Genomic DNA, 20018 nt, shown 5'->3' on the forward strand with positions numbered 1-20018 from the left:
AAATTGACAAAAACCATTATGGGATCCGTCATCCATAACGGTTTTTATCAATTAGCGGGATTGATCAGAATCTTGTTTTGCCTTTTCATTCACTTTTTTCACACTTCTTTGCTGTTCAAGCTGCACGATTAATTTTTGTCCTTCTTTCAATGCACTATCTGTCTTAATGTTTTGGGATATGACGTATCCTGTACCGGAATAGCTTAATTTCAGTCCAGCGATTTCGGTTATTTTCATAACATCACGAATCGCCCATCCTGTCATGTCAGGCATTGTCCAGTTATCCGCTGTAAGAAGCACCGCTTTTTCACCTTGTAACATCTTCTCTCCGGCTGCTGGCACCTGTTTGACAATTTCATTTCCTGTTCCAATAATGACAGGATCTACTCCATATTTTTCATATGCTTCGCGCGCTTTAAATGTTTTTTTACCTGTAAAATCTTTTAATTCCACTGTTTTGGAGACAATGTTTGCAGCTGGTTTTACATTCAAATATTGAAGGCTGTTCCGCATGACTGGATTGAATATCTTTGAAACAGGGGCAGAACCTGATTCATTTTCCAGCTTTGGCTGTGCGACTGCTACATAGACAATCAGCTCGGGGTCATCTTTTGGTGCTACGCCTATGAATGAAAATAAATAGTTGTTTGCTCCCGTTAAATATTTTCCATCTTTTCCAACAAGCTGTGCCGTTCCTGTTTTCCCTGCTACATCATAGCCTTCAATTTGATATGTTTTACCGGTTCCTTGTTCAGCAGTCAAAACGGTCTCAAGCACATCCAGTGTTTCGTCAGCCGTTTCTTTAGATATTGGTTCACCAACAACTTCTGGTTCTACGTTAACAATCGTGTCGCCAGTCTCATTATCAACAATTTTATCAATGACATACGGTTTCATCATTTTCCCATTATTTGCAATCGCCGTTGCACCTTGAATCATCTGCATAGCGGTCACCGTTGTTCCTTGACCGAATGAGGTTGTCACCTGCTCAAGCGGGAAATTATATAATATACTTCCTGACGCTTCATTCGGCAGTTCAATACCTGTTTTTTGCCCAAAATGAAAGTCTTCCAAGTATTGACGGAAAACACCCGGTGTCATTTTCTCTAGAAGTTTGGCCACTGCGACATTAGAAGACCGCTGTATTCCTTCCGCATAAGTGATTTCTCCCCATCCAGCGCCACCATTATGGTCTCGTATACGATTCGGACCAACTTGATAAGTGCCTGATGGATACGTTTCGTCTGCATCAAATACACCTTCTTCAATGGCTGCTGCAAGCGTAAATATTTTCATCGTTGAGCCCGGTTCAAATGAATATTCAACAGGATCATTCATCCAATTGATATCTAGCCCTTCACGTGTACCTGGATGAAATGTGGGCCGCTGACTCATCGCTAAAATCTTTCCTGTTTTCGCTTCCGCTACAATGGCAAATGCTTTTGATGGATCATATTGCGCCTCGACTTCATTTAATGCATCTTCAAGAAATGTTTGAATCTTAGAGTCAATGGTTAAGTAAATATCATTGCCGTCTTCTGGTTCAGCGACCATTTCATGACGGTCTGGCAATAAATATCCCCATAAATCGCTCGTATAGCGAATTTTGCCATCTTTCCCTTTTAAATATTTCTCATAAGACTTTTCAATGCCCATTTGTCCCTCTGTTTCAAACGTGATTTTACCGTCTTTCCCCGCTTCTTCTACTTGCTGCGTAAAGCCGATTAAGTGAGAAGCAAATTTACCATTTGGGTAAAATCGTTTTGCTTGGCGAATAAACGTGATACCCGGCAAATTTTCATCTTCAATTTTGCGTTTTAAGCTGTTAGACAAACCACGACCGGCGCTGCCAAACTCTACTTGAAACGGATCCCCCTCTTTTTTTAATCGTTTTAGTATTTCTACTTCTTCCATGTTTAGATATTTGGCAAGGACTTTCGCTGTTTTCTCCGGATCAGTCACATGATTAGGTTTATTTTGGTCCGTTGTCACAGAATCATCTAATATTGCCGCAATGGTAAACGATGATGTATCCTCTGCAATGACTTCACTATTCACGTCATATATTGTGCCTCGTTTAGCTTCTAATATATCCGTTCGTCTATACTTTTCGAGAGCTTCATTTTTCAGCTCATGTCCGTCAGCTTTACCAGTTGCTTGAATGAATAACACTCGCGAAAATAAGATAAAAAAGAGGAGGGCGAATCCAACAAAAAGGATCGCAGCTCCTATCTTTTGATTGTTTCTATTTTCAATCATTTCGGTTCAACAACCTTAATGTTTTTATCACTTAAATCAAGACCCATTGCTTTTGCACGTTCCCATATCTTTTCATATGTGCTTTCTTCACTAATTTGCATATTGAGGTCGCGATTCACTTTTTCTTGTTCTTGAATTTTTGCATTCGTGTCCTGTATTTGTTTATTCATTTCATAAATTGCAGCCTGTGTAGAAATGAGTTTGGCACACATAAAACAAACCGTCAGAACAAAAACAAGAAATAATACTTTTTCACCAGGAGTAAAGTAGTGCTTATTCATTTTGCGCTGCTTGACAGACGACGTTTTCGGTTGTTCAATGATTGGTTGTTTCGCTGTATTGTTCATCTTGATCCCCCCTAAACGTTTGCCTTTCTTTTTTCTGCAATGCGCAGTTTTGCAGATCGTGCCCGATTATTTTCTTCTAATTCTTCTTCTGCTGGTACAATTGGCTTTCTCGTCACAAGTTTTAAAACAGGCTCAAATTCATCAGGAATGATCGGTAATCCATGCGGCAGTTCCGGTCCTTTTGACGCTTCTTTAAACACGGTTTTACAAATACGGTCTTCAAGCGAATGAAATGTAATGACGCTAATACGCCCATTTATATTTAAAAGAGCTATCGCATCGTCAAGCGAGCGCTCAAACACCCCAAGTTCATCATTCACCGCAATACGGATCGCTTGGAAAACGCGTTTAGCGGGATGCCCGCCTTTTCGTCTAGCTGGTGCTGGAATAGCTTCTTTAATTAATTCTGTTAGCTCGCCAGTCGTTTCCACCGGTTTTTTTTCACGTGCTGCTTCAATTTTACGAGCAATTTGCTTCGAAAATTTTTCTTCGCCATATTTGAAAAAAATGCGAACAAGTTGCTCGAATGGCCAATCATTTATGACATCATAAGCAGACAATGCGGCACTTTTATCCATGCGCATATCAAGTGGTGCATCGTGATGATAGCTAAACCCTCGTTCCGGTGTATCCAACTGTGGTGATGAAACGCCAAGATCATATAAAATCCCATCTACACCCGTTATGTCGCGACTTTTCAGTTCACTTTTTATGTGTTCAAAATTGCTTTTGATAAAAACGACCCGGTCACCATACGTGGCGAGACGTTTTTTTGCATGTTCAATGGCTGTTTCATCTTGATCAAACGCATATAATTTTCCATTGGGACCAAGCTGAGACAACAAGTATTCACTGTGGCCTGCTCCACCGAGTGTACAGTCTACATAAATTCCATCTGGGCGAATATTAAGCCCATCGACCGTTTCACGCAATAGCACGGTCGTATGATTAAATTCCATTTCTATATCAGTCCAATCACATTTATAAATCAAAATCCGTTAAATTTTCAGCGATATTCGAGTATTCCATATCTCCATCCGGTTCGAGACGCCTACAATAACGCATTCTTTTTCAAACGTTGCATATTTCATAAGCAGGTCTAATAAATTAATGCAGCCCTGCTTATCCAATAGACAGTCATTGGCTCCTAAAAAAAGAACCGGGTAAAGGCCCGCGAATCTTTTTTCGTCAGCGGCAATGTTAACAGCTTCTCTTCAAGCACTTTCCATTCGCACGTCGGGTAGAAAAATAAGCATTTATCAAGGCCTCTCGTCACGATGATCGTTTTGTCAATATCCTCACGAAACTTTGCTTAGATAATGACACTTCCTTTTTCATCGATTGTATGACGGTATTCACCCATGAACATCGCTGCTTTCCCACTTTCTAACCTAACTTTACCACATCCCCCCACTTTGCACCACTATTTTCATTTCTTCATGCATCCTTTGTTTTCTTTGTATCTTTTTTCTTTTTCTTCCTTAAAAAAAGCCTGCCAAAAAGGCAGACTTTTGCTTCACATGTAGATAAGATAATGATCCCCGTTATGGTCAAATGACTGGTCCATTAACTTGTCAATAAACGATGGTCCATACGTATTCAAAAAGGAATAGATATTCCATATTCTCTCTTGCGGGCCGCCCGGATGCAACGCCGATTCAAGACGATCAAAACGCAGTAAAGTTGCCGCATGCGTTTGTTCAAGCACGGCATTACTTTTTTGAATTAAATATGCAATTTGTCGTTCATGATACGCTTTGTTTTTTTCAACGATCGGCATCAGCCCATTATGAAGCTTACTTGCCCGCTGTTCGATTTTCTCATAACTTGCAAAAAGATCTGCTTTCATTTCAGCTACCAGATCATGTAAATGATGATCACGGACCGATTCAATATACGCTTCTTTTTCCATTTTGACGCCTGACTGAATGATCTGTTCCATCGTCAAATCGATCTCAGCTGCAATTCCCGCAATAGAGCGTTCCACAATCGAAATATTGACACGCGGCACAATTAATGGCATTTTCATCTTGAAATAATGGAATGCGTGCTTCAGCTCTGCCCAGTAGGCAATTTCACCTGGACCTGCAATGAATGCAAGCGTCGGAAATAACCATTCCTGCATTAACGGACGGGTGACGACATTGTTGCTGAAGGCGTGCGGTGACAGTTCAAGCAGTTCAAGCAATTCGCTTTCTGAATAAGAACGCCCACTTTTACTTCGATATAGGTCGCCGTCCCTTTCAAGTAAATGACGTTCACCATCTTCAATTAAAAATAAGTTAGCTGGCTGCTTTCCCGTTTCAATCGCTAATGTGTATGTTGCTTTTTTGATTTCTTCTTGCGCTCCGGAAACGGATGCAGCCAGTTGTTTGTTTTCTGTAATTATTCGTTTGAAAAATGGAACTTCTAGTTGTCTTAACGTTGGATCCGCTGCATCAATAAGCAACAGGCCATACTTGCTAAACAGCGCTTGCATTAGCTGTGCAAAAAAAGCAGTCAGTGTATCGTGCTGTTGAACAGCATGAAGCACATCTTGCAAAAGCTGATTTGTATGATTTGTTTCTTGCATACAGGAAAAAATAGATGTAACCCACTTTTCCATCGTGCCCTTGTCGTAGATCGTTTCCGAAGCCATTTGTTTTTTTCCAAATCGTTCTGGATAGCCTATTTTATGCATTTGTCCTTCTTTTTCTACATAGACGTGATTAATTTCCAGAAGATCATGATCTTCACCGGCGATCCAAAAAACAGGCACAATGGGAAGACCTAATTTTTTTTCCTGATCGGCTGCGAGTTGAATAATTGATATGATTTTATGTATAGAATAAAGTGGGCCAGTTAAAAGTCCTGCTTGCTGTCCGCCGATGACGACAAGAGATTTCTCATCACGCAGTTTCGCAAGCGATCGTTCCGTTTCCTCTGTCAATTGAAATGGTTGCATATAATTGTAAATAATGTCCGCCAACTTCTGACGTTCATATTGCCTCGTTTGTATATCCGCCGCTCTGGCCACAAACTCCGCCTGATGGAACGGATGATAATCAAAATAAGGAGCGGTCTGTTCCTCTCCGCTTATATAGTCTTTTGCAAAACGATTTAAAGCGGGAACAGAAATGCATTCTTGTTCCATAAATGTACTTCCTTTCTGCACACAATTTTCTTGTTTGAGTATACCATCTGATAGAACGAAAGGAAAAACAATGTGCCTATTTTCTGAATATTATTTCAAAAAACCATTGACTTGATAATGATTATCATCATAATTTATTTGAAAGCATTGCTAATCATTTGAAAAAAAGAGCATTTCCTCTCATAACCATAAAGAAATTTGGCCTTTTATCTTTACCGTTCACACTCCTCTTTATGCTACTTGCAGCGTGCGGCCGGAATAGTGATGATGATGCTACGGAAATGGATGATCAAGAAGATGAAAAATCGATTGCCTACCATTTCATCGAGAACGGTCTTATTACAAAAACAGGAACGCTTGAACTTATTTTGACATCAAGTGAAACTTCATTCAGTGGGGTTTTCTTCATCTCCCACTGAATAAACAGGAACTCATGTAAAGAGCGCCGCGTCCTGCGGCAATACTTGAGGGACTAGGCTCTGCCTGGCCCGAACCAATCGGGCTTTTACGGGCAGTTGATCCTCCGCTTATCCTTTTTTTCTTTTCGAAGTCTTGATGCGGAGGTCTTACTGCCCTTTAATGCGGGATAAATCCAGGCTTATTTTCTTCTCCCTTGACCATATTATATAGAAGATGAAAAGAAGGCACATATCGACCCTTTTTTTCTGCTTCTTTTAACACGACACCAACGATCGCGTCGATTTCAGTAGGTCTCCCTGCTTTCATATCTTTTAGCATTGATGATTCATTGTCTGCTGTTTTATTACAAATAGAGAGTACCGATTGAAAGGTCTCTTCTTCCGATTTATACGGATAAACAGATGCAAATTCCTGACAAAGATTTTTCACAATCGAACGATACTGCTTATTGTCAGCAATTTCTCCATTCTTCACTCGAAGCACAGTCGTCAATGGGTTAATGATGGCATTCGCTGCCATTTTTTCAATGAGCATATGCTGAATATCTTCTCTCCATTCAAAAGGAAAAGATTTCATTTGAATGTCATCTATAATCGTTTCGGTTCCGCCTCGATACGTACCGATATTCGTTTTATTTCGCCCGTTTACTTGAATCGTTCGCTCATCTCTTTTGACAATGCCATGTTCAATTGATGCCACGTATACGTTCTTCTGTGGTAGCTCATTCATCAAATCCAAATGACTCATTCCGTTTTGAATAAATAGAATAGCATGCGCATTTGCGTTTTGTAACAATTTTACAATTTTTTGCATATGATATTGTTTAACGGCTACGACGATCAGATCCGCTTTTACAGTTCCAGTTATTTTTGAATCTACATGATCAACGGTTTCAATTCCATTTTCAATCACACATATTCCTTCTAATTGTATTCGTTCTGCCTGCTGCTTCGTTCTTGTCTGCAACGTCACAACATGATTGCCGCTCCACTGCGCGGCAAAAAATAAGCCGATCGCCCCACCGCCAATAATATGAATGTTCATATTTGACCTCCACTATATGTAAGCGTTATCAAAGTTTCGCTACATTTTTGATTATGTTTATTATATAATAGATGTAAACATATAGGTCAAGATTGAGGGCTGAGGAGGAAAATTGTATGGGACTAAATGTTGAAAATTTAAAAATGAATTTTAAAACGATTGAGGAATTCAAATCGTTTAAAGAGTATGGGCTTGAAGAGCTATCAATGCTTGAAGAATTACACATTTCAATGGTAGAAGATAATACAACATCTCCTTTTTATGGTATTTATTATGGCGACCGTCTTGCCGCACGTATGTGCTTATACGTACGGGAAGATAAGCTGAACCTAATTCCGACGAGCGAAAAATATTTGGAGATCTGGAAGCTTGAAGTTTTACCTGCATTCCAGCATAAAGGATTTGGCCTTATGCTTGTAGAGTTTGCCAAGTCGTTTCACTTGCCGATTATGACGAAACCACGCGTTAAATCACAATCTTTTTGGAAAAAAATGAACTTTGTTCCCGTATCAGAAACGAGTACACGCCTCATTTGGGATCCAAACGCGGTTGACACACAGATCATAAGCTGACTCTAAAAAAGCGTGCTGTCTCAAATCGGGGCAGCTTGCTTTTTATTGCTTATCTTTTGATAAAAATGATGCGACCGCTTCTTGATGAGCATCCTGTGCCCATAAAATCGCACATTCTTTTATTTCCATCTTCATTCGATTTCGTAAATCATTAGCTCCCCATTTCGCGATCAGCATTTTTTTATATGCGGTCAGAACCGACGTTTTTATTGACTGTTCATTTTTGAAAAAAGCTCTTGCTTCTGACAGTTCAGCCTGCTCGCTTATCTCGTCGATAAAACCGAATTGATCGAGTTGCTCTGCCCGAAAAACAGCTGCTTCTGACAACATTTTAAATGCATATCGAGGTTCGATCCGCTCCATTAAAAGCGTTCCGCCACCCCAGCCAGTTGTAATCGCCAGACTTCCTTGAATAAACCCCATTTTCACACCTGTACGGGCGATACGGTAATCACATGCTGCTGCAATTTCACACCCGCCCCCTACTGCTGGTCCATTCAATAGGGCGACTGTTGGCTTCGGCAATGTCGCCAATTGATATAAAACGTCACCCATCTTTGCTAGCATATCATACGCCTCTTTTTCTGTCCGTAGTTCATGAAATACGGACAGGTCTCCACCAGAACAAAAGGCTTGCTTTCCTTCTCCAGTAATTGCAAGCACTCGCACATCATCCTTCATTGCCCGCTCCACTGCTGCTTTTAAACCGTCCATCACCGCATAATTAACTGCATTTCTTTTTTCTTCCCGCTTAATCGTAAATAATAGGATGCCGCTCTGTTCATCCAATTCCACTCTGTAATCCATTAACAACTCCTCCCTTATACTCATTGTAGCGCTTTCATAATTTGAAAAATAAGTACAAAAAAGGCAGAGAGCCATGGTCTCTCTGCCTTTTTCGAAAGAATAAAAAGTCTTATTTGCTAACGACTTCTTTACCTTTATATGTTCCGCACTCTTTGCACACGCGGTGCGCAAGTTTCATTTCACCACAGTTCGGGCAAGAAACCATACCAGGCACTTGCAATTTGAAATGCGTACGGCGTTTGTTTTTGCGTGTAGTGGATGTTCTTCTAAAAGGTACTGCCATGTGATATACACCTCCTTAAAGGAATAAAAACTATATGAAGCCAGAATAGCTGTACTTCTCAATTACTCTTTATCAGACGTAAAGAAGTTTTGAAGTCCCGCCAGACGTGGATCGACAGCCGGCTTCTCTTTTTCCGGGAGCTCTTCTTCTTTTTCATAAAACGTCCAATCTTTTCCTGATTGCACAACATGTTTGTCTGCTTCTTCACTAAATATTTGCAACGGTACTTCCAGAATGACTGCTTCTTCTAAAATCGGCCGGAAATCAATGACATTTCCTTCCGGCAGATGAACATCATCTGTTTCATATGACTCGCCTTCTTCCGGTTTCAAAAGAAACCTTTCAGTAAGCGATATGCCAAATGAGTATGGGACGTCAACAAGAGTTCGTGAACAAGGGACAATCATTTCCCCTGTTGCTTTCACATTGAAAACAACTTGGTCATGTCTAATATCCACACGTCCTGTTACATGAACAGGAGAGATCCAGCGAATATCATTGTCAAGCGTTGTTAGTTCGGTTAAATCAACCTTTTCGTCGATTTCAAGACCGCGTTCGCGGTATTTTTGCAGTTGAATAATTGACCATTTCATTTAATCACCTCAAGGCAACAAAAGTAATTATAGCCCTCTCCTGATAGATTGTCAATATATTTTCTTTACAGTGAAATGCGGGTTTGACTTTTTTTTCATCATCTTTGAAAATGAAAGTACATTCTTATAAAGAAAGGATTTTTCCCATGAATGCAACTGGTATTGTCGTTGAATATAACCCATTTCATAACGGTCATTTTTATCATGTGAACGAAACGAAACGTAAAGCAGAATCAGACGTCATCATTGCCGTTATGAGCGGCTCTTTTTTACAACGCGGTGAACCGGCACTCGTCGATAAATGGACGCGGACAAAGATGGCTCTTTCCAATGGTGTCGACATCGTTGTTGAACTGCCCTATGCTTTTTCTACACAAAAAGCGGAAACATTTGCTACCGGTGCCATTCAAATTCTTAATCATATGAAATGCCGATCATTTTGTTTTGGTAGTGAAGAGGGCCAACTGGATCCATTTCTTCAAACCTCGGCTCGTCTCTATGAAGAAAAAGAAGCACTAGATGAATGTGTCCGATCCAGTATGAAAAAAGGGAATAGCTATCCTACAGCCCAGACACTGGCGAGAAAAACGATCTTTCGGGATCAGCCTTTGCCACTTGATTTATCCAAACCAAACAATATACTCGGTTTTCATTATGTAACAGCGAACAATGAACTGAATCACCCGATGGAGCCACTGACGATTTTACGTCAAGGAGCCGGTTATCATGATGAACAGGCATCTGGACATATCGCAAGCGCAACAGCAATCCGACATTTATTATTTGACAAAAAACAGGCAGATCATTTTTTGCCGCCTTCTGTCCTATCCATTTTAACAGAGCATAGGCAAAATGGGTTGATCCATTCATGGGAATTGTACTGGCCTCTTCTCCGCTATCGTCTTTTGTCCATTCATTTAGATGATCTGAATGCTATTTATGAAATTGAAGAAGGCATCGGTCCACGGCTCATTGACGCTGCTTTAAAAAGTAATACATTCCTCTCATTTATGGAACAGGTAAAAACAAAGCGATATACGTGGACAAGAATCCAACGTATGCTGACGCACGTGTTGACAAATACAACTAAAAAAGAAATGAATGACGCAGCAGCACACGCTTCTTTCGTCCGCCTGCTTGGGATGACAGAAAATGGTCGCAGCTACATTCGCTCGATCAAAAAAGAGATGACGGTACCACTTCTGTCTAGAACAGCTACGGATATAGATTTGCTTTCGCTCGATATTAAAGCATCACGTGTTTACGCTGCAGCCTCAACAGCACCTGCTCATTATACAGAAAAGCTTCTAGATCATGAGTTTTCTGCACCACCTATTTTACTTTGATACGGTAATATTAGCCAGGTAGTTAACAGCGTCTGAAAATGTTCGGACCGGTACAATTTTCATGTCGGTCTTTATGTCTTCAGCCGTTTTTTTTGCCTGCTCGTAATTGGTCGGCAAATCCCCCCCTTGTTCCGGTAGCTCATCATCTGGAGCAAAAAAGATTTCAGCGCCAGACCGATCAGCTGCAACCACTTTTTGATCGATTCCCCCGATCCGTCCAACTGTTCCATCTTTTGCAATCGTCCCCGTGCCTGCTACTCGAAGCCCTGCAGCAACATCCTCTGAAACAAGCTGATCATAAATTTCTAGACTAAACATGAGCCCCGCAGACGGACCCCCAATCTCTTCTGCTTTGAGTGTCACTTTCGGCTGACTTTTCAATGTCCGATCATCTGCCAAACTAATACCCAGTCCTGATTTTCCATCTAACTCCGGAAAAGCTCTCAATTCAATTTCCACTTCGTTTTCTTCCTCACCTCGCTCATACATCAACATCACCGTCTCACCCGGTTCTTTTGACTGTACATAATCAGTCATTTCTTTTGATTCTTTCAGCTTTTGTCCATCAATTGCTGTAATACGATCTCCTGCTTCAAGCTCTTTTTCTGCCGGCATGCCTGGGAACACGCCGAGCACAAAAATGCCGTTGTACGTCCAATCATACGTTTTACCGGCTTCATCAAATGCTACGGTAATCGCATTTTGTTGGGACGTATTCATTAAATAATATTGTCTTACATTGTATTCCTCATCCGACTCATATGGATAGCGTACGTCTTCTTTTGGTAAAATTTTTTCATAGTCACGAAATTTTGCCCATATATAGGAATAAATATTCGCCGGTCCCATACTAATTGTCGTCAACATTAACGTGCCTGTATCATCGTGATCACCACCATCGACGTGAACAATAGGATCAAGCTCGTGCGCACCGCCCGGCTTTGTCACGTAAAAAGGGAGAGGTATAAAGGCAGATGCAATAATGACAATCAATAAAATATAGATTATCGCTGTTCGTTTATTTTTCACAATTGTTCTTCCTTCCATGCCAAAATCAGCTGTTTAATCAGATCCACTTGTTCACGCGCTGCCTGTTCTCCAGCTGCAATAATATCTGGAATGTGTGTATATGCGCGGGAATTGTATGAATCGATAGACGGCCGGATCATCACATCCGACGCCATTGTTCTGCTTTCAATAACTTCAAGCTGCAAAATATCAATACTTTGCATGATAACATCAAAAATAGTGGTTATTTCAGCATTTTTCTTCACAGATGTGACATCGACACCTATGACGATATCAGCCCCCATCTCTTTCGCCACTGACACTGGTACGCGGTCGATCACGCCGCCATCGACAAGCAACCGCCCGTTTACTTTCTCTGGAACCAAAATACCTGGTATCGCAATACTTGCTCGTACTGCTTCCGCAATCGGCCCTTCCGTAAAAATAACTTTTTCTGCTGCCTGTATATCGGTCGCAACAATGGCCAATTGCACATTCAAGTCTTCAATTCGTTTCCCATGCGTAAAAAGGCGGATAAACTCTTTTATTTTGCGCCCCGCAATAAAACCCATTTTGGGGACAATCCAGTCAAGAAAGAATTTACGTTGAAAAGCAGAAGACAATTTGTACAACATCTCCATATTATGTCCAGCTCCGTACAACGCACCAACAAGAGCGCCCATACTGCTTCCTGCAATGATATGAACGGGTATATTTTCTTCCTGAAATACTTTCAAGATGCCAACGTGAGCAAATCCACGTGCTCCTCCTGATCCGAGTGCGAGGCCAATTTTCGGTTCAGCAGCCATGAAAACACCTCCTGTCACCTTACATCCATTCTATTCTTCTTTATACGGCATATCCTTTCGTACAAGCTATTTTTTATTGTACAAAAAATGATGCAAGAAAACTGTATTCATGCTCGGGAGGCTTTTTAAATGAACGATATTCCATGGAAAACGATTATCGCCGCTGTCTTTATGACCTTGTTGACAGCTACACTTCTTTTTTTTCCTGAAACGGGGGTATATGCAGCTCGGCAAGGAATGGATATGTGGTGGAAAACAGTTTTCCCCTCTCTTCTTCCTTTTTTCATTTTAACAGAAATGCTTCTCGGTCTCGGAGTCGTCGCTTTTTTTGGTGCACTTTCAGAAAATATCATGCGCATTCTTTTTCGTCTTCCTGGGCCCGCTGGTGTCGCCTGGATCCTATCACTCGCTTCAGGCTTTCCAACTGGAGCACGACTCGCAGCACAACTTCGGAACGATAATGCAATTACGCAAGTCGAAGCAGAACGTCTCGTTGCCTTTGCTCACTCATCCAATCCTCTGTTTATTTTAGGGGCTGTTGCAAGTGGCTTTCTTCACGATCCAAACGCTGGATTTTCACTTGCCGCAGCCCATTACAGTGGAGCTTTTTTTGTCGGTATCACAATGCGGTTCTACGGTGGACAGAAACCGGTTTCTCCTTCCGTATCAACACGTGCTTTTCAAGCATTTATGATGGCCCATAGACAAGATAGACGACCTTTTGGCACATTGATTGCTGATTCAGTCATTTCCTCCGTTCAAACACTTATGCTCGTCGGCGGGTTTATTATCTTTTTTTCCGTTATAACTGAATTATTGAAAACAAATGGAGGATTTTCTGCTTTTTCCTTTCTCTTCTCAAAGGCAGGTCTGAATACAGATATGGCTGCACCGCTCCTATCAGGATTGATTGAACTTACTGCCGGCACAAAACAAGCCGCCGAAATGAATGTTGAGCCCACCGTCTTACTCATGGTGATTAGCTTTATATTAGCCTTTAGCGGTTTTAGTGTTCATGCCCAGGTCGCAGCCATTCTCAGTAAAACAGATATTCGTTACGCACCCTTTTTCGCTGCTCGTGTGCTGCATAGTATATACGCCGTACTAATTACGTTTTTATTGACTTCCATTAAGCTAGGCGATTCACCCGTATCCGTTTCGATGATCTCACCTGAAAACGGGATCAGCATGACCGTTTTATGGATGACCATTGCTTCTATTTTGCTCTTTATTCAATATAAAAACAGCCGGCGCAAAAGAAATTGATTTCTTTCGTACCAGCTGTCCTTATACGTTCGGTCCTGCCAACCGTTTTTGATTCAATGCGGCTTCAACTTCTTTCGGCACTAGCTCAGAAATATCCGCACCATATTTCGCGACTTCTTTCACAATACTGGAGCTTAAAAATGAATATTGACTGTTTGTCATCATAAAGAACGTTTCCAATTGATCATCTAGAACGCGGTTCATTGACGTGACCTGCATTTCATATTCAAAATCGGATACGGCACGTAATCCACGCAAAATCGCGTTAGCTTTTATTTCCTTCGCATAATCAACAAGCAGACCTTGATAATGGTCCACTTCAACATTCGGTATATGCGCGGTCACTTTTCGAATTAATTCCGCACGCTCTTCTGTTGAGAATAACGGCTGTTTCGATGAATTATTCAATACAACGACATAGACTTTGTCAAATACTTTCGCTCCGCGCTGAATAATATCAAGATGCCCATTTGTAATCGGATCAAAACTGCCTGGACAGACTGCTATACTCGCCATTATTATCCCTCCCCATCATTCATCCAATAGTAAACAGAAACAGAAACAATTCCATATGTCTCATACCGTACACGTTCAAATGGTCCTGCCACATGTGGAAGATGGACGTCTGAGCCGTGTTCACACATAATAAATCCATCTGTTGAAAGCAATGACTGCTCGCCAATAAACTGAAGCATCGATTCAAGCTTTTGCTTTTTATAGGGTGGATCAAGAAATATACTATCAAAGACGATGCCACGCTTAACGATTGCTTTTAATGCTCGCTCTGCCTCATTTCTATACACTTCTGCTGCCTCTGTAAACCCGGTAGACCGAAGATTTTCTTTCACCGTTTGAATCGCTTTCATATCACGGTCAACAAAAATAACCTGATTAACTCCCCGGCTCAGTGCTTCGATGCCTAGCCCACCAGAACCTGCAAACAAATCAAGTGCAATACCGCCTTCAAAATAAGGCCCAATCATATTAAAAATCGATTCTTTTACTTTATCTGTCGTCGGCCGTGTATCTTTGCCTGGCACCGCTTTTAGCGGATGTCCTTTTTTCGTTCCAGAAATAACCCTCATTCTATTCAACCTGCCATTCATTTTTCTTCGTTTATGGTATCACAAACAAACAATTGAATCTACAACATAAAAAAGAAACCTTACACATGGTTGGCACGGTTTCTTTACAATTCATACGGCTGTAAATTAATTTCTTCCAGCTTTTCCTGAACTTCTATCAGAAAAATTTTCTGGAACCAAATTTTATCGACATGCATGGTTCCGTTTATATTTTGAATTGCTGTATCGTACAGCACGTAAGTATGCTCGTTAAATAAGACACGGTTTTCATTTAAATAAAAACGGTATGTCTCAAATTTTTTTTTCATAAGCCATTCCTGACCGGCAGATAACTCTTGAATCGTAAATCCGAGTGATTCGGCCGCTTCTTTCAATGGCACATAAAGAACTCCCTCTTTTTTGACCAGATGAAAAGCCGCTTCTTTCCCCTCGATTATCACCGGCCGACTATCGAAAAAGATAAGTGGCTGGACAACTGCATCGCTTTCTTTATTATTCGTAAAGAACTGGGTTTCTTCCCCTTTAATTGATCCGAGTAAGTCATCCAGCTTTTGTGCACTTACTTCTTTTCCTTTTAAATCCATTAATTCCTTCAACCATTCAGTCTGTTCTGTTTTGGTCAATTGAGCAGTTATTTTTTCTTTCATAACAGCCGCTTTTGGAAAAACGGGCTGTGAATCATATAAAGAGACGGCTATAAAAGATGCCAACCACTTTTCACTTTCCTGAAAAATGAAATGCTGTAATGCATAATTATGAATGACCTGATTGCGAATCGTCTTCAGCCCATCTAGATTTTGAACAAGCGTTAGTCCGCTTAATTCTACTGGCTTTACATTGGGGGCAATGACAACCGTTTGCGGAGCAATTTCATCTTCATCAAACGGGAGGACGAATGAAAAGGTAGTCGATTGGACACTTTCAACATTATATACGGTAATTTTGGGTGATAGTACACTTTTTACGAGCGGTGATTTTTGCCAATATAACGGTGCTTGTCCAGAATTCCCTTGAAACGAATAAAAGTCAATGAGCGACATTTGTTTCGCAGCAGTCTGTTCAAGAGACGATACCCATTCTCCACCCTGCTTTGTATGGTCTATGATCATGACCGTTGTGGCCGATATGTTGACGTCAGAGAATGAAGCATACCAGTTATTCAATGTAAAAGAAGCATCTATATTTGGAGCTGGCAATTGATAATGAATCGTCAGACTTTCTCCATTTATATCAACTGTACCCGCTTGACCTCCGATTTCACATACATCCCCCTTTGAACATGAGACTTGATCTGCATCCGCCGGGAGTTTGAAGTTCATTTTTTCATTTTCAGGCAATAACCGGATCGTTTGGTTTACAATCAAATGGTCTTTCTTTACATCAAGTTCGATTTCTTGTGCAGAAATAATCGTTTCAGACGCTTTTGATATTTTTTCATATCCAATCCATTGGATCGTTAATAGCCCCCCGGAGACAATAAGAAGTAATAAACTAAATAACAGGACTTTCTTCATGCATTTGTCGGCCTCCTATAGAATGATGATTCACTTTCATCATAACAAGTTTTTTGCGTTTTTAAAGATGCAATTTATTATAATCACGTGAACAGTTATTGTTTATTAAAAATAGAAACGGTACGATAGGTAAGAAAAGAATGGAGGCATTGAAATTGATTCAACGATTTATTGAACTTGGAGAAGGATATTCTGATTTGTACGAACTGATTGATGTGGCAAAAAGAGCTGAACAGCGCGTCCTACATTTTCTCGCATTGCACTCAAAAGTGAATGAACGGCATGTAACATCCTGTGCCGTTGTTCTAACGCCTACTACACTGGGCGATTTCCAACCAATATACATATGCCGAGAAGGCATTCCTTATCCGCATGAAAAGCCCAACGAGCGATATCGGATATTTGAAGAAACAGCACAGTCACTTCATAAAAACGTCATCGAGCTGGACGTCAAATCGTCTGTTGCTTTTGCAGAAACAGCACTTTACTATCAATATCTCATTGGTATTTTGCGGCTCAATCATCACATTCCATCGCTTCAATAAAAAAAGGGGGCTGCCATAATGCCAGCCCCCTTTTTTTAAACACCTATTTTATAATCATATTCTTTCGCTTTATCCGGCCGGGAATTTTCATAGTCTACTTTTAAAAATGGTTTCTCTGAAAATTCTACTTTTTTCACAAATGAAAATGTGTCAAGCTTTTCTGCAAGTACGGCTATTTCTGACTGGTCGCAGTACAACACGACATATTTCATTTTTTTTGATACGTAATGAACATTCCCATACTTACGTAATGATTTAGCCGGCTTAAGTGAATGAAGCCATACAATTAACGCCTGTCGTTCCGTTAACATATTTCGCCCTCCGGCACTATATTTTTGATCCTGCTTTAAAGGAGTAGTACAAACGCCCATTGATTAACGTTTCACTATGCGGAACATCCGCAAGAACTTCCGCTTTCGCCGCTTCCACAACTTCCACAAGCGCTCGAGAATACAGAACCTGCACCCGGTACTTTTACCTGATCAGAAACAGAACGGGCAATGAGCAAACTAACATCGTCAAGTAGTTGCTGAAGTTCTGTCTCTGCCCGTCTAAACGCGGCGACATGTTCATCCATGTCCATTTCACGCTTTGCCTGGCGTGTTTCCATCATAATTTTTTTATAATCAGGATGGTAGCGGCCAAACCGCTGCACATCTTCATACTGATCCTTTAATCGGCTGAACGCGAAAATTTTTCGTTTCACCGATTCATTTGTATAAAGCAATTTATAGCAGTTACGGTATTTAATAGCTGTTTCAGACTGGAGAATCATTTCTCCAAGTTCATCCGCCGCATCTGCTGCACTGATGAGTTCCATCGTTGTTGCAATCATGAAATACACCTCCATCGACTTATTTTACCATATAACTTTACTCTTCGGTAAAATTTTGTGTGTAGTGTTTCCGATAAGCGCCAGTACCTAGTGTAGAGAACGATTCACTAAGCATAATCTCCCTGTGCTCCTTTGAGTTGAGCCACCCTTCCACCGCTGCCGCAGCATCTACATAGTTTGCCGCAATATTTTCACCAGATGAATGATACATAACATTCGCACGCTCCAGACGATCTTCAAGGCCACCAAATTGTGGTGATTCATGATCGAAATAGCCTGATGCAAACATATCTTTGCTATGATTTTTAGCCGCAGCCGCAGCTCCAGTATTCCATTTAAGCAATGATAAACCATAACGGCTTCTCATCATATTTGTAATCTCATATATTTGCTGCTCATTGCCTCTCTCAATGTGAACCCATGCTGATCGCCCTGGCGACGATACTTCAGGCAGCTCTCCTTGATACACTAATTCATATGGCTTCATTTTTAGCAGCACATCCTTCGTCAGAAAACGAACGGCAGAAAGAGTTCCTGAAAATTGATCAATATATAACTGAGCATAATAATTTCCAATCGGTACAATCGGACGGAGGTTTAAATCTTCTTCAGACAGTTCAAATCGATAGTAACTATTGTTCGCATTAACAACGATCTCTGTTTCAGGGTAGCGTGATCGAAAAATTTCTTTCGATGAAATACCGAGTATAAAGGGCTCCGTATCCATATTGCCTGTCGCATATATCGTTACGATACGGTTGTTTTCTACACCTGCTAGAAAATACGCATTGCCTGTATGATACACCCACCAGTCATATCCATAGGCAGATGGTTCTTTCCGAACAGGGGGCCCATAAGCCGTCAATAACTTCTCTGTGGACTCTCCAATAAAGGAACCTGCGCCTGATTCCGGGATTTTTTCCGTTTCCATTTCCTTTGCCGGCTCCACTTGACCGCTATTAACAGGCGGCGGCCCCGGTGTTGTTTCTTCTTTACGTCCATTCTTCGATTTATCTGTATAAATGCCTGCAAGCATGATGATCAAAAAGATAATTAAGATTTTAAAAACGGATCGCAGAAAATCTCCTCCTTTGTAAACGGGCACATCCATATATCTTTATTAGTATATCATTCCGCATTCATGATTGAAAAAAACTTTCTATACTAATCTTTTCAAATTTGTCATAGACAATCAAATGAAGCACATTGCATGAAAGCAGAATTTCGACTATTATGGAAGAGGAAGCAAAAAAACATGACGGAAATACAGGAGGGAACTTTTTTCATGAAATTTGAAAATACTGGTTTAGAAAAAACACAAATTGATTTAAACCGCCTCACTTATATTATGGAAGAGCATGGAATGGTGCTCGCCGGTCAGTGGGATTATGAGCGTGTTACATACGATCGCAAATTTGAACTAAAAGAAGGCGTTTATTACTTGCGTGTACACGGCTTTGCCGTACAAGGCGATGTAGGTGCAGATGATTCTCTTATTGAATTATTGACGCCAATCCTTGGTAAACACTACTATCCACATGGTGTAGAATATGGTGATGATGAATATTATCCGGAATCACTCGTCAAAACATGCGAAAAACTGCTTGCTGATATTAAAGCCGATACGGTTCATTACGTCGGTTAAGAAAAAGCTTTCCTCCTTAAAATAGAGGAAAGCTTTTTTTATGAGCCAAGAATCGCTTTAAACACAGATGTTGTTGGACCGCCTGTGTAAAAAACATATAAAAGAAGATAAACAGCTACTCCTGTAATCCCTGTAAAAAACCAGATGATACTCGTATATGGACCAATTTTCCTGTGACGAATTAAATTGCTTTTCAATCCACTCACAATGGAAACAATTCCAAAAACGGCTCCTGTCGTAGCTAGACAAATATGAAAGATCAAAAAAATAGTGTAATATATTTTGATATGATCTGGTCCCCCGAAGGCGGTATTACCGATAAATAATGTTCTGCTCACGTAAATGATAAAAAAAGTAAGAGCAAAAACGCCCGCAAGCAGCATCGTTTTTTTATGTTGCTCCACTTTTCTTTGTTTAATTTGTACCCAGCCGATTGCAACAGTAATCGCACTAAGCACAATAAAGGCCGTACTGATAGTAGGCAAAATCGGTAAAGACATGAACATT

23 protein-coding genes and 1 pseudogene are annotated in these 20018 nt (G+C 40.7%); 6 read left to right on the forward strand and 18 right to left on the reverse strand.

The window, feature by feature from the left end; translation table 11 throughout:
- Window positions 1-51: 51 nt before the first annotated feature.
- From BLL40_RS06450 to bshC, 5 genes and pseudogenes are all read right to left on the reverse strand, one after another.
- Complete coding sequence (locus tag BLL40_RS06450) at window positions 52-2259, reverse strand: penicillin-binding protein (protein WP_073711087.1); 2208 nt, start codon at window positions 2257-2259, stop codon at window positions 52-54.
- Entirely contained in the window at window positions 2256-2606 is a 351-nt protein-coding gene (gene ftsL, locus BLL40_RS06455) for a cell division protein FtsL (protein WP_073711088.1), read from the reverse strand. Before ftsL ends, BLL40_RS06450 begins: the two co-directional genes overlap by 4 nt.
- 11 nt (window positions 2607-2617) lie before the next feature.
- On the reverse strand, window positions 2618-3565 hold the full coding sequence (gene rsmH / locus BLL40_RS06460; protein WP_073711089.1) for a 16S rRNA (cytosine(1402)-N(4))-methyltransferase RsmH: 948 nt from the start codon (window positions 3563-3565) through the stop codon (window positions 2618-2620).
- 63 nt (window positions 3566-3628) lie between these two features.
- Window positions 3629-3975, reverse strand: a pseudogene (gene mraZ / locus BLL40_RS16775) (division/cell wall cluster transcriptional repressor MraZ); the annotation flags it as partial.
- A 147-nt stretch (window positions 3976-4122) separates the two neighbouring features.
- Window positions 4123-5739: a bacillithiol biosynthesis cysteine-adding enzyme BshC gene (gene bshC, locus BLL40_RS06475; protein WP_073711090.1), complete on the reverse strand. Its 1617-nt coding sequence runs from the start codon at window positions 5737-5739 to the stop codon at window positions 4123-4125.
- Between the two features lie 158 nt (window positions 5740-5897).
- Here bshC and BLL40_RS17380 point away from each other — a divergent pair, with 158 nt between their 5' ends.
- A complete protein-coding gene (locus BLL40_RS17380; protein WP_073711091.1) occupies window positions 5898-6158 on the forward strand; it encodes a hypothetical protein in 261 nt (86 codons plus the stop codon).
- Window positions 6159-6315: 157 nt separating this feature from the next.
- Here BLL40_RS17380 and BLL40_RS06485 read toward each other — a convergent pair whose 3' ends face one another.
- Entirely contained in the window at window positions 6316-7203 is an 888-nt protein-coding gene (locus tag BLL40_RS06485; protein WP_073711092.1) for a 2-dehydropantoate 2-reductase, read from the reverse strand.
- A gap of 116 nt (window positions 7204-7319) precedes the next feature.
- Here BLL40_RS06485 and BLL40_RS06490 point away from each other — a divergent pair, with 116 nt between their 5' ends.
- Window positions 7320-7775 carry an N-acetyltransferase gene (locus BLL40_RS06490; protein WP_073711093.1) on the forward strand — a complete coding sequence of 152 codons (456 nt, stop codon included), beginning with the start codon at window positions 7320-7322 and terminating at the stop codon, window positions 7773-7775.
- 42 nt (window positions 7776-7817) lie between these two features.
- On the opposite strand, the gene BLL40_RS06495 is transcribed toward BLL40_RS06490, so the two are convergent.
- The 3 genes from BLL40_RS06495 to BLL40_RS06505 all read right to left on the reverse strand — a co-directional run bounded on the left by BLL40_RS06495 (window position 7818) and on the right by BLL40_RS06505 (window position 9458).
- Complete coding sequence (locus tag BLL40_RS06495) at window positions 7818-8582, reverse strand: enoyl-CoA hydratase/isomerase family protein (protein ID WP_073711094.1); 765 nt, start codon at window positions 8580-8582, stop codon at window positions 7818-7820.
- Between the two features lie 109 nt (window positions 8583-8691).
- A complete protein-coding gene (gene rpmF / locus BLL40_RS06500) occupies window positions 8692-8865 on the reverse strand; it encodes a 50S ribosomal protein L32 (protein WP_073711095.1) in 174 nt (57 codons plus the stop codon).
- A 62-nt stretch (window positions 8866-8927) separates the two neighbouring features.
- Complete coding sequence (locus BLL40_RS06505) at window positions 8928-9458, reverse strand: YceD family protein (protein WP_073711096.1); 531 nt, start codon at window positions 9456-9458, stop codon at window positions 8928-8930.
- Window positions 9459-9604: 146 nt separating this feature from the next.
- Between BLL40_RS06505 and BLL40_RS06510 the strand changes: the two genes are divergently transcribed.
- Window positions 9605-10804 carry a nucleotidyltransferase gene (locus tag BLL40_RS06510; RefSeq protein WP_083566369.1) on the forward strand — a complete coding sequence of 400 codons (1200 nt, stop codon included), beginning with the start codon at window positions 9605-9607 and terminating at the stop codon, window positions 10802-10804.
- On the opposite strand, the gene BLL40_RS06515 is transcribed toward BLL40_RS06510, so the two are convergent.
- Entirely contained in the window at window positions 10796-11833 is a 1038-nt protein-coding gene (locus BLL40_RS06515) for a SepM family pheromone-processing serine protease (protein ID WP_073711097.1), read from the reverse strand. The two genes, BLL40_RS06510 and BLL40_RS06515, sit on opposite strands and share 9 nt — an antisense overlap.
- Window positions 11830-12621 (reverse strand): patatin-like phospholipase family protein, encoded by a 792-nt coding sequence (locus tag BLL40_RS06520; protein ID WP_073711098.1) that lies wholly within the window; start codon window positions 12619-12621, stop codon window positions 11830-11832. The genes BLL40_RS06515 and BLL40_RS06520 overlap by 4 nt, the downstream gene beginning before the upstream one ends.
- Window positions 12622-12750: 129 nt before the next feature.
- On the opposite strand from BLL40_RS06520, the gene ylbJ reads away from it, so the two are divergent.
- On the forward strand, window positions 12751-13887 hold the full coding sequence (gene ylbJ, locus BLL40_RS06525; RefSeq protein ID WP_073711099.1) for a sporulation integral membrane protein YlbJ: 1137 nt from the start codon (window positions 12751-12753) through the stop codon (window positions 13885-13887).
- 21 nt (window positions 13888-13908) lie between these two features.
- Here the strand turns inward: ylbJ and coaD are convergent, their stop codons facing one another.
- The 3 genes from coaD to BLL40_RS06540 all read right to left on the reverse strand — a co-directional run bounded on the left by coaD (window position 13909) and on the right by BLL40_RS06540 (window position 16486).
- Entirely contained in the window at window positions 13909-14403 is a 495-nt protein-coding gene (gene coaD / locus BLL40_RS06530; protein ID WP_073711100.1) for a pantetheine-phosphate adenylyltransferase, read from the reverse strand.
- 2 nt (window positions 14404-14405) lie between these two features.
- Window positions 14406-14972: a 16S rRNA (guanine(966)-N(2))-methyltransferase RsmD gene (gene rsmD, locus BLL40_RS06535; RefSeq protein ID WP_073711101.1), complete on the reverse strand. Its 567-nt coding sequence runs from the start codon at window positions 14970-14972 to the stop codon at window positions 14406-14408.
- Window positions 14973-15076: 104 nt separating this feature from the next.
- The gene (locus BLL40_RS06540) at window positions 15077-16486 is read right to left on the reverse strand and encodes a stalk domain-containing protein (protein WP_073711102.1); all 1410 of its coding nucleotides are present in this window, start codon (window positions 16484-16486) and stop codon (window positions 15077-15079) included.
- Between the two features lie 155 nt (window positions 16487-16641).
- Between BLL40_RS06540 and BLL40_RS06545 the strand changes: the two genes are divergently transcribed.
- Window positions 16642-17031: a DUF7147 family protein gene (locus BLL40_RS06545; protein ID WP_073711103.1), complete on the forward strand. Its 390-nt coding sequence runs from the start codon at window positions 16642-16644 to the stop codon at window positions 17029-17031.
- Window positions 17032-17066: 35 nt separating this feature from the next.
- Here BLL40_RS06545 and BLL40_RS06550 read toward each other — a convergent pair whose 3' ends face one another.
- The 3 genes from BLL40_RS06550 to BLL40_RS06560 form a co-directional block, all read right to left on the reverse strand.
- Window positions 17067-17342: a YlbG family protein gene (locus tag BLL40_RS06550; RefSeq protein ID WP_073711104.1), complete on the reverse strand. Its 276-nt coding sequence runs from the start codon at window positions 17340-17342 to the stop codon at window positions 17067-17069.
- Window positions 17343-17416: 74 nt separating this feature from the next.
- On the reverse strand, window positions 17417-17866 hold the full coding sequence (locus BLL40_RS06555) for a YlbF/YmcA family competence regulator (protein WP_073711105.1): 450 nt from the start codon (window positions 17864-17866) through the stop codon (window positions 17417-17419).
- 37 nt (window positions 17867-17903) lie between these two features.
- Window positions 17904-18971, reverse strand: coding sequence for a CAP domain-containing protein (locus tag BLL40_RS06560; protein ID WP_159434202.1), 1068 nt, complete (start codon window positions 18969-18971; stop codon window positions 17904-17906).
- A 180-nt stretch (window positions 18972-19151) separates the two neighbouring features.
- Here BLL40_RS06560 and BLL40_RS06565 point away from each other — a divergent pair, with 180 nt between their 5' ends.
- Window positions 19152-19511: a YugN family protein gene (locus BLL40_RS06565; protein WP_073711106.1), complete on the forward strand. Its 360-nt coding sequence runs from the start codon at window positions 19152-19154 to the stop codon at window positions 19509-19511.
- A 38-nt stretch (window positions 19512-19549) separates the two neighbouring features.
- Here the strand turns inward: BLL40_RS06565 and BLL40_RS06570 are convergent, their stop codons facing one another.
- Window positions 19550-20017, reverse strand: coding sequence for a DUF420 domain-containing protein (locus BLL40_RS06570; RefSeq protein ID WP_073711107.1), 468 nt, complete (start codon window positions 20015-20017; stop codon window positions 19550-19552).
- Between the last annotated feature and the right edge of the window lies 1 nt (window position 20018).

The organism is Domibacillus mangrovi (assembly GCF_001906925.1).
Lineage (GTDB): Bacteria > Bacillota > Bacilli > Bacillales > Domibacillaceae > Domibacillus > Domibacillus mangrovi.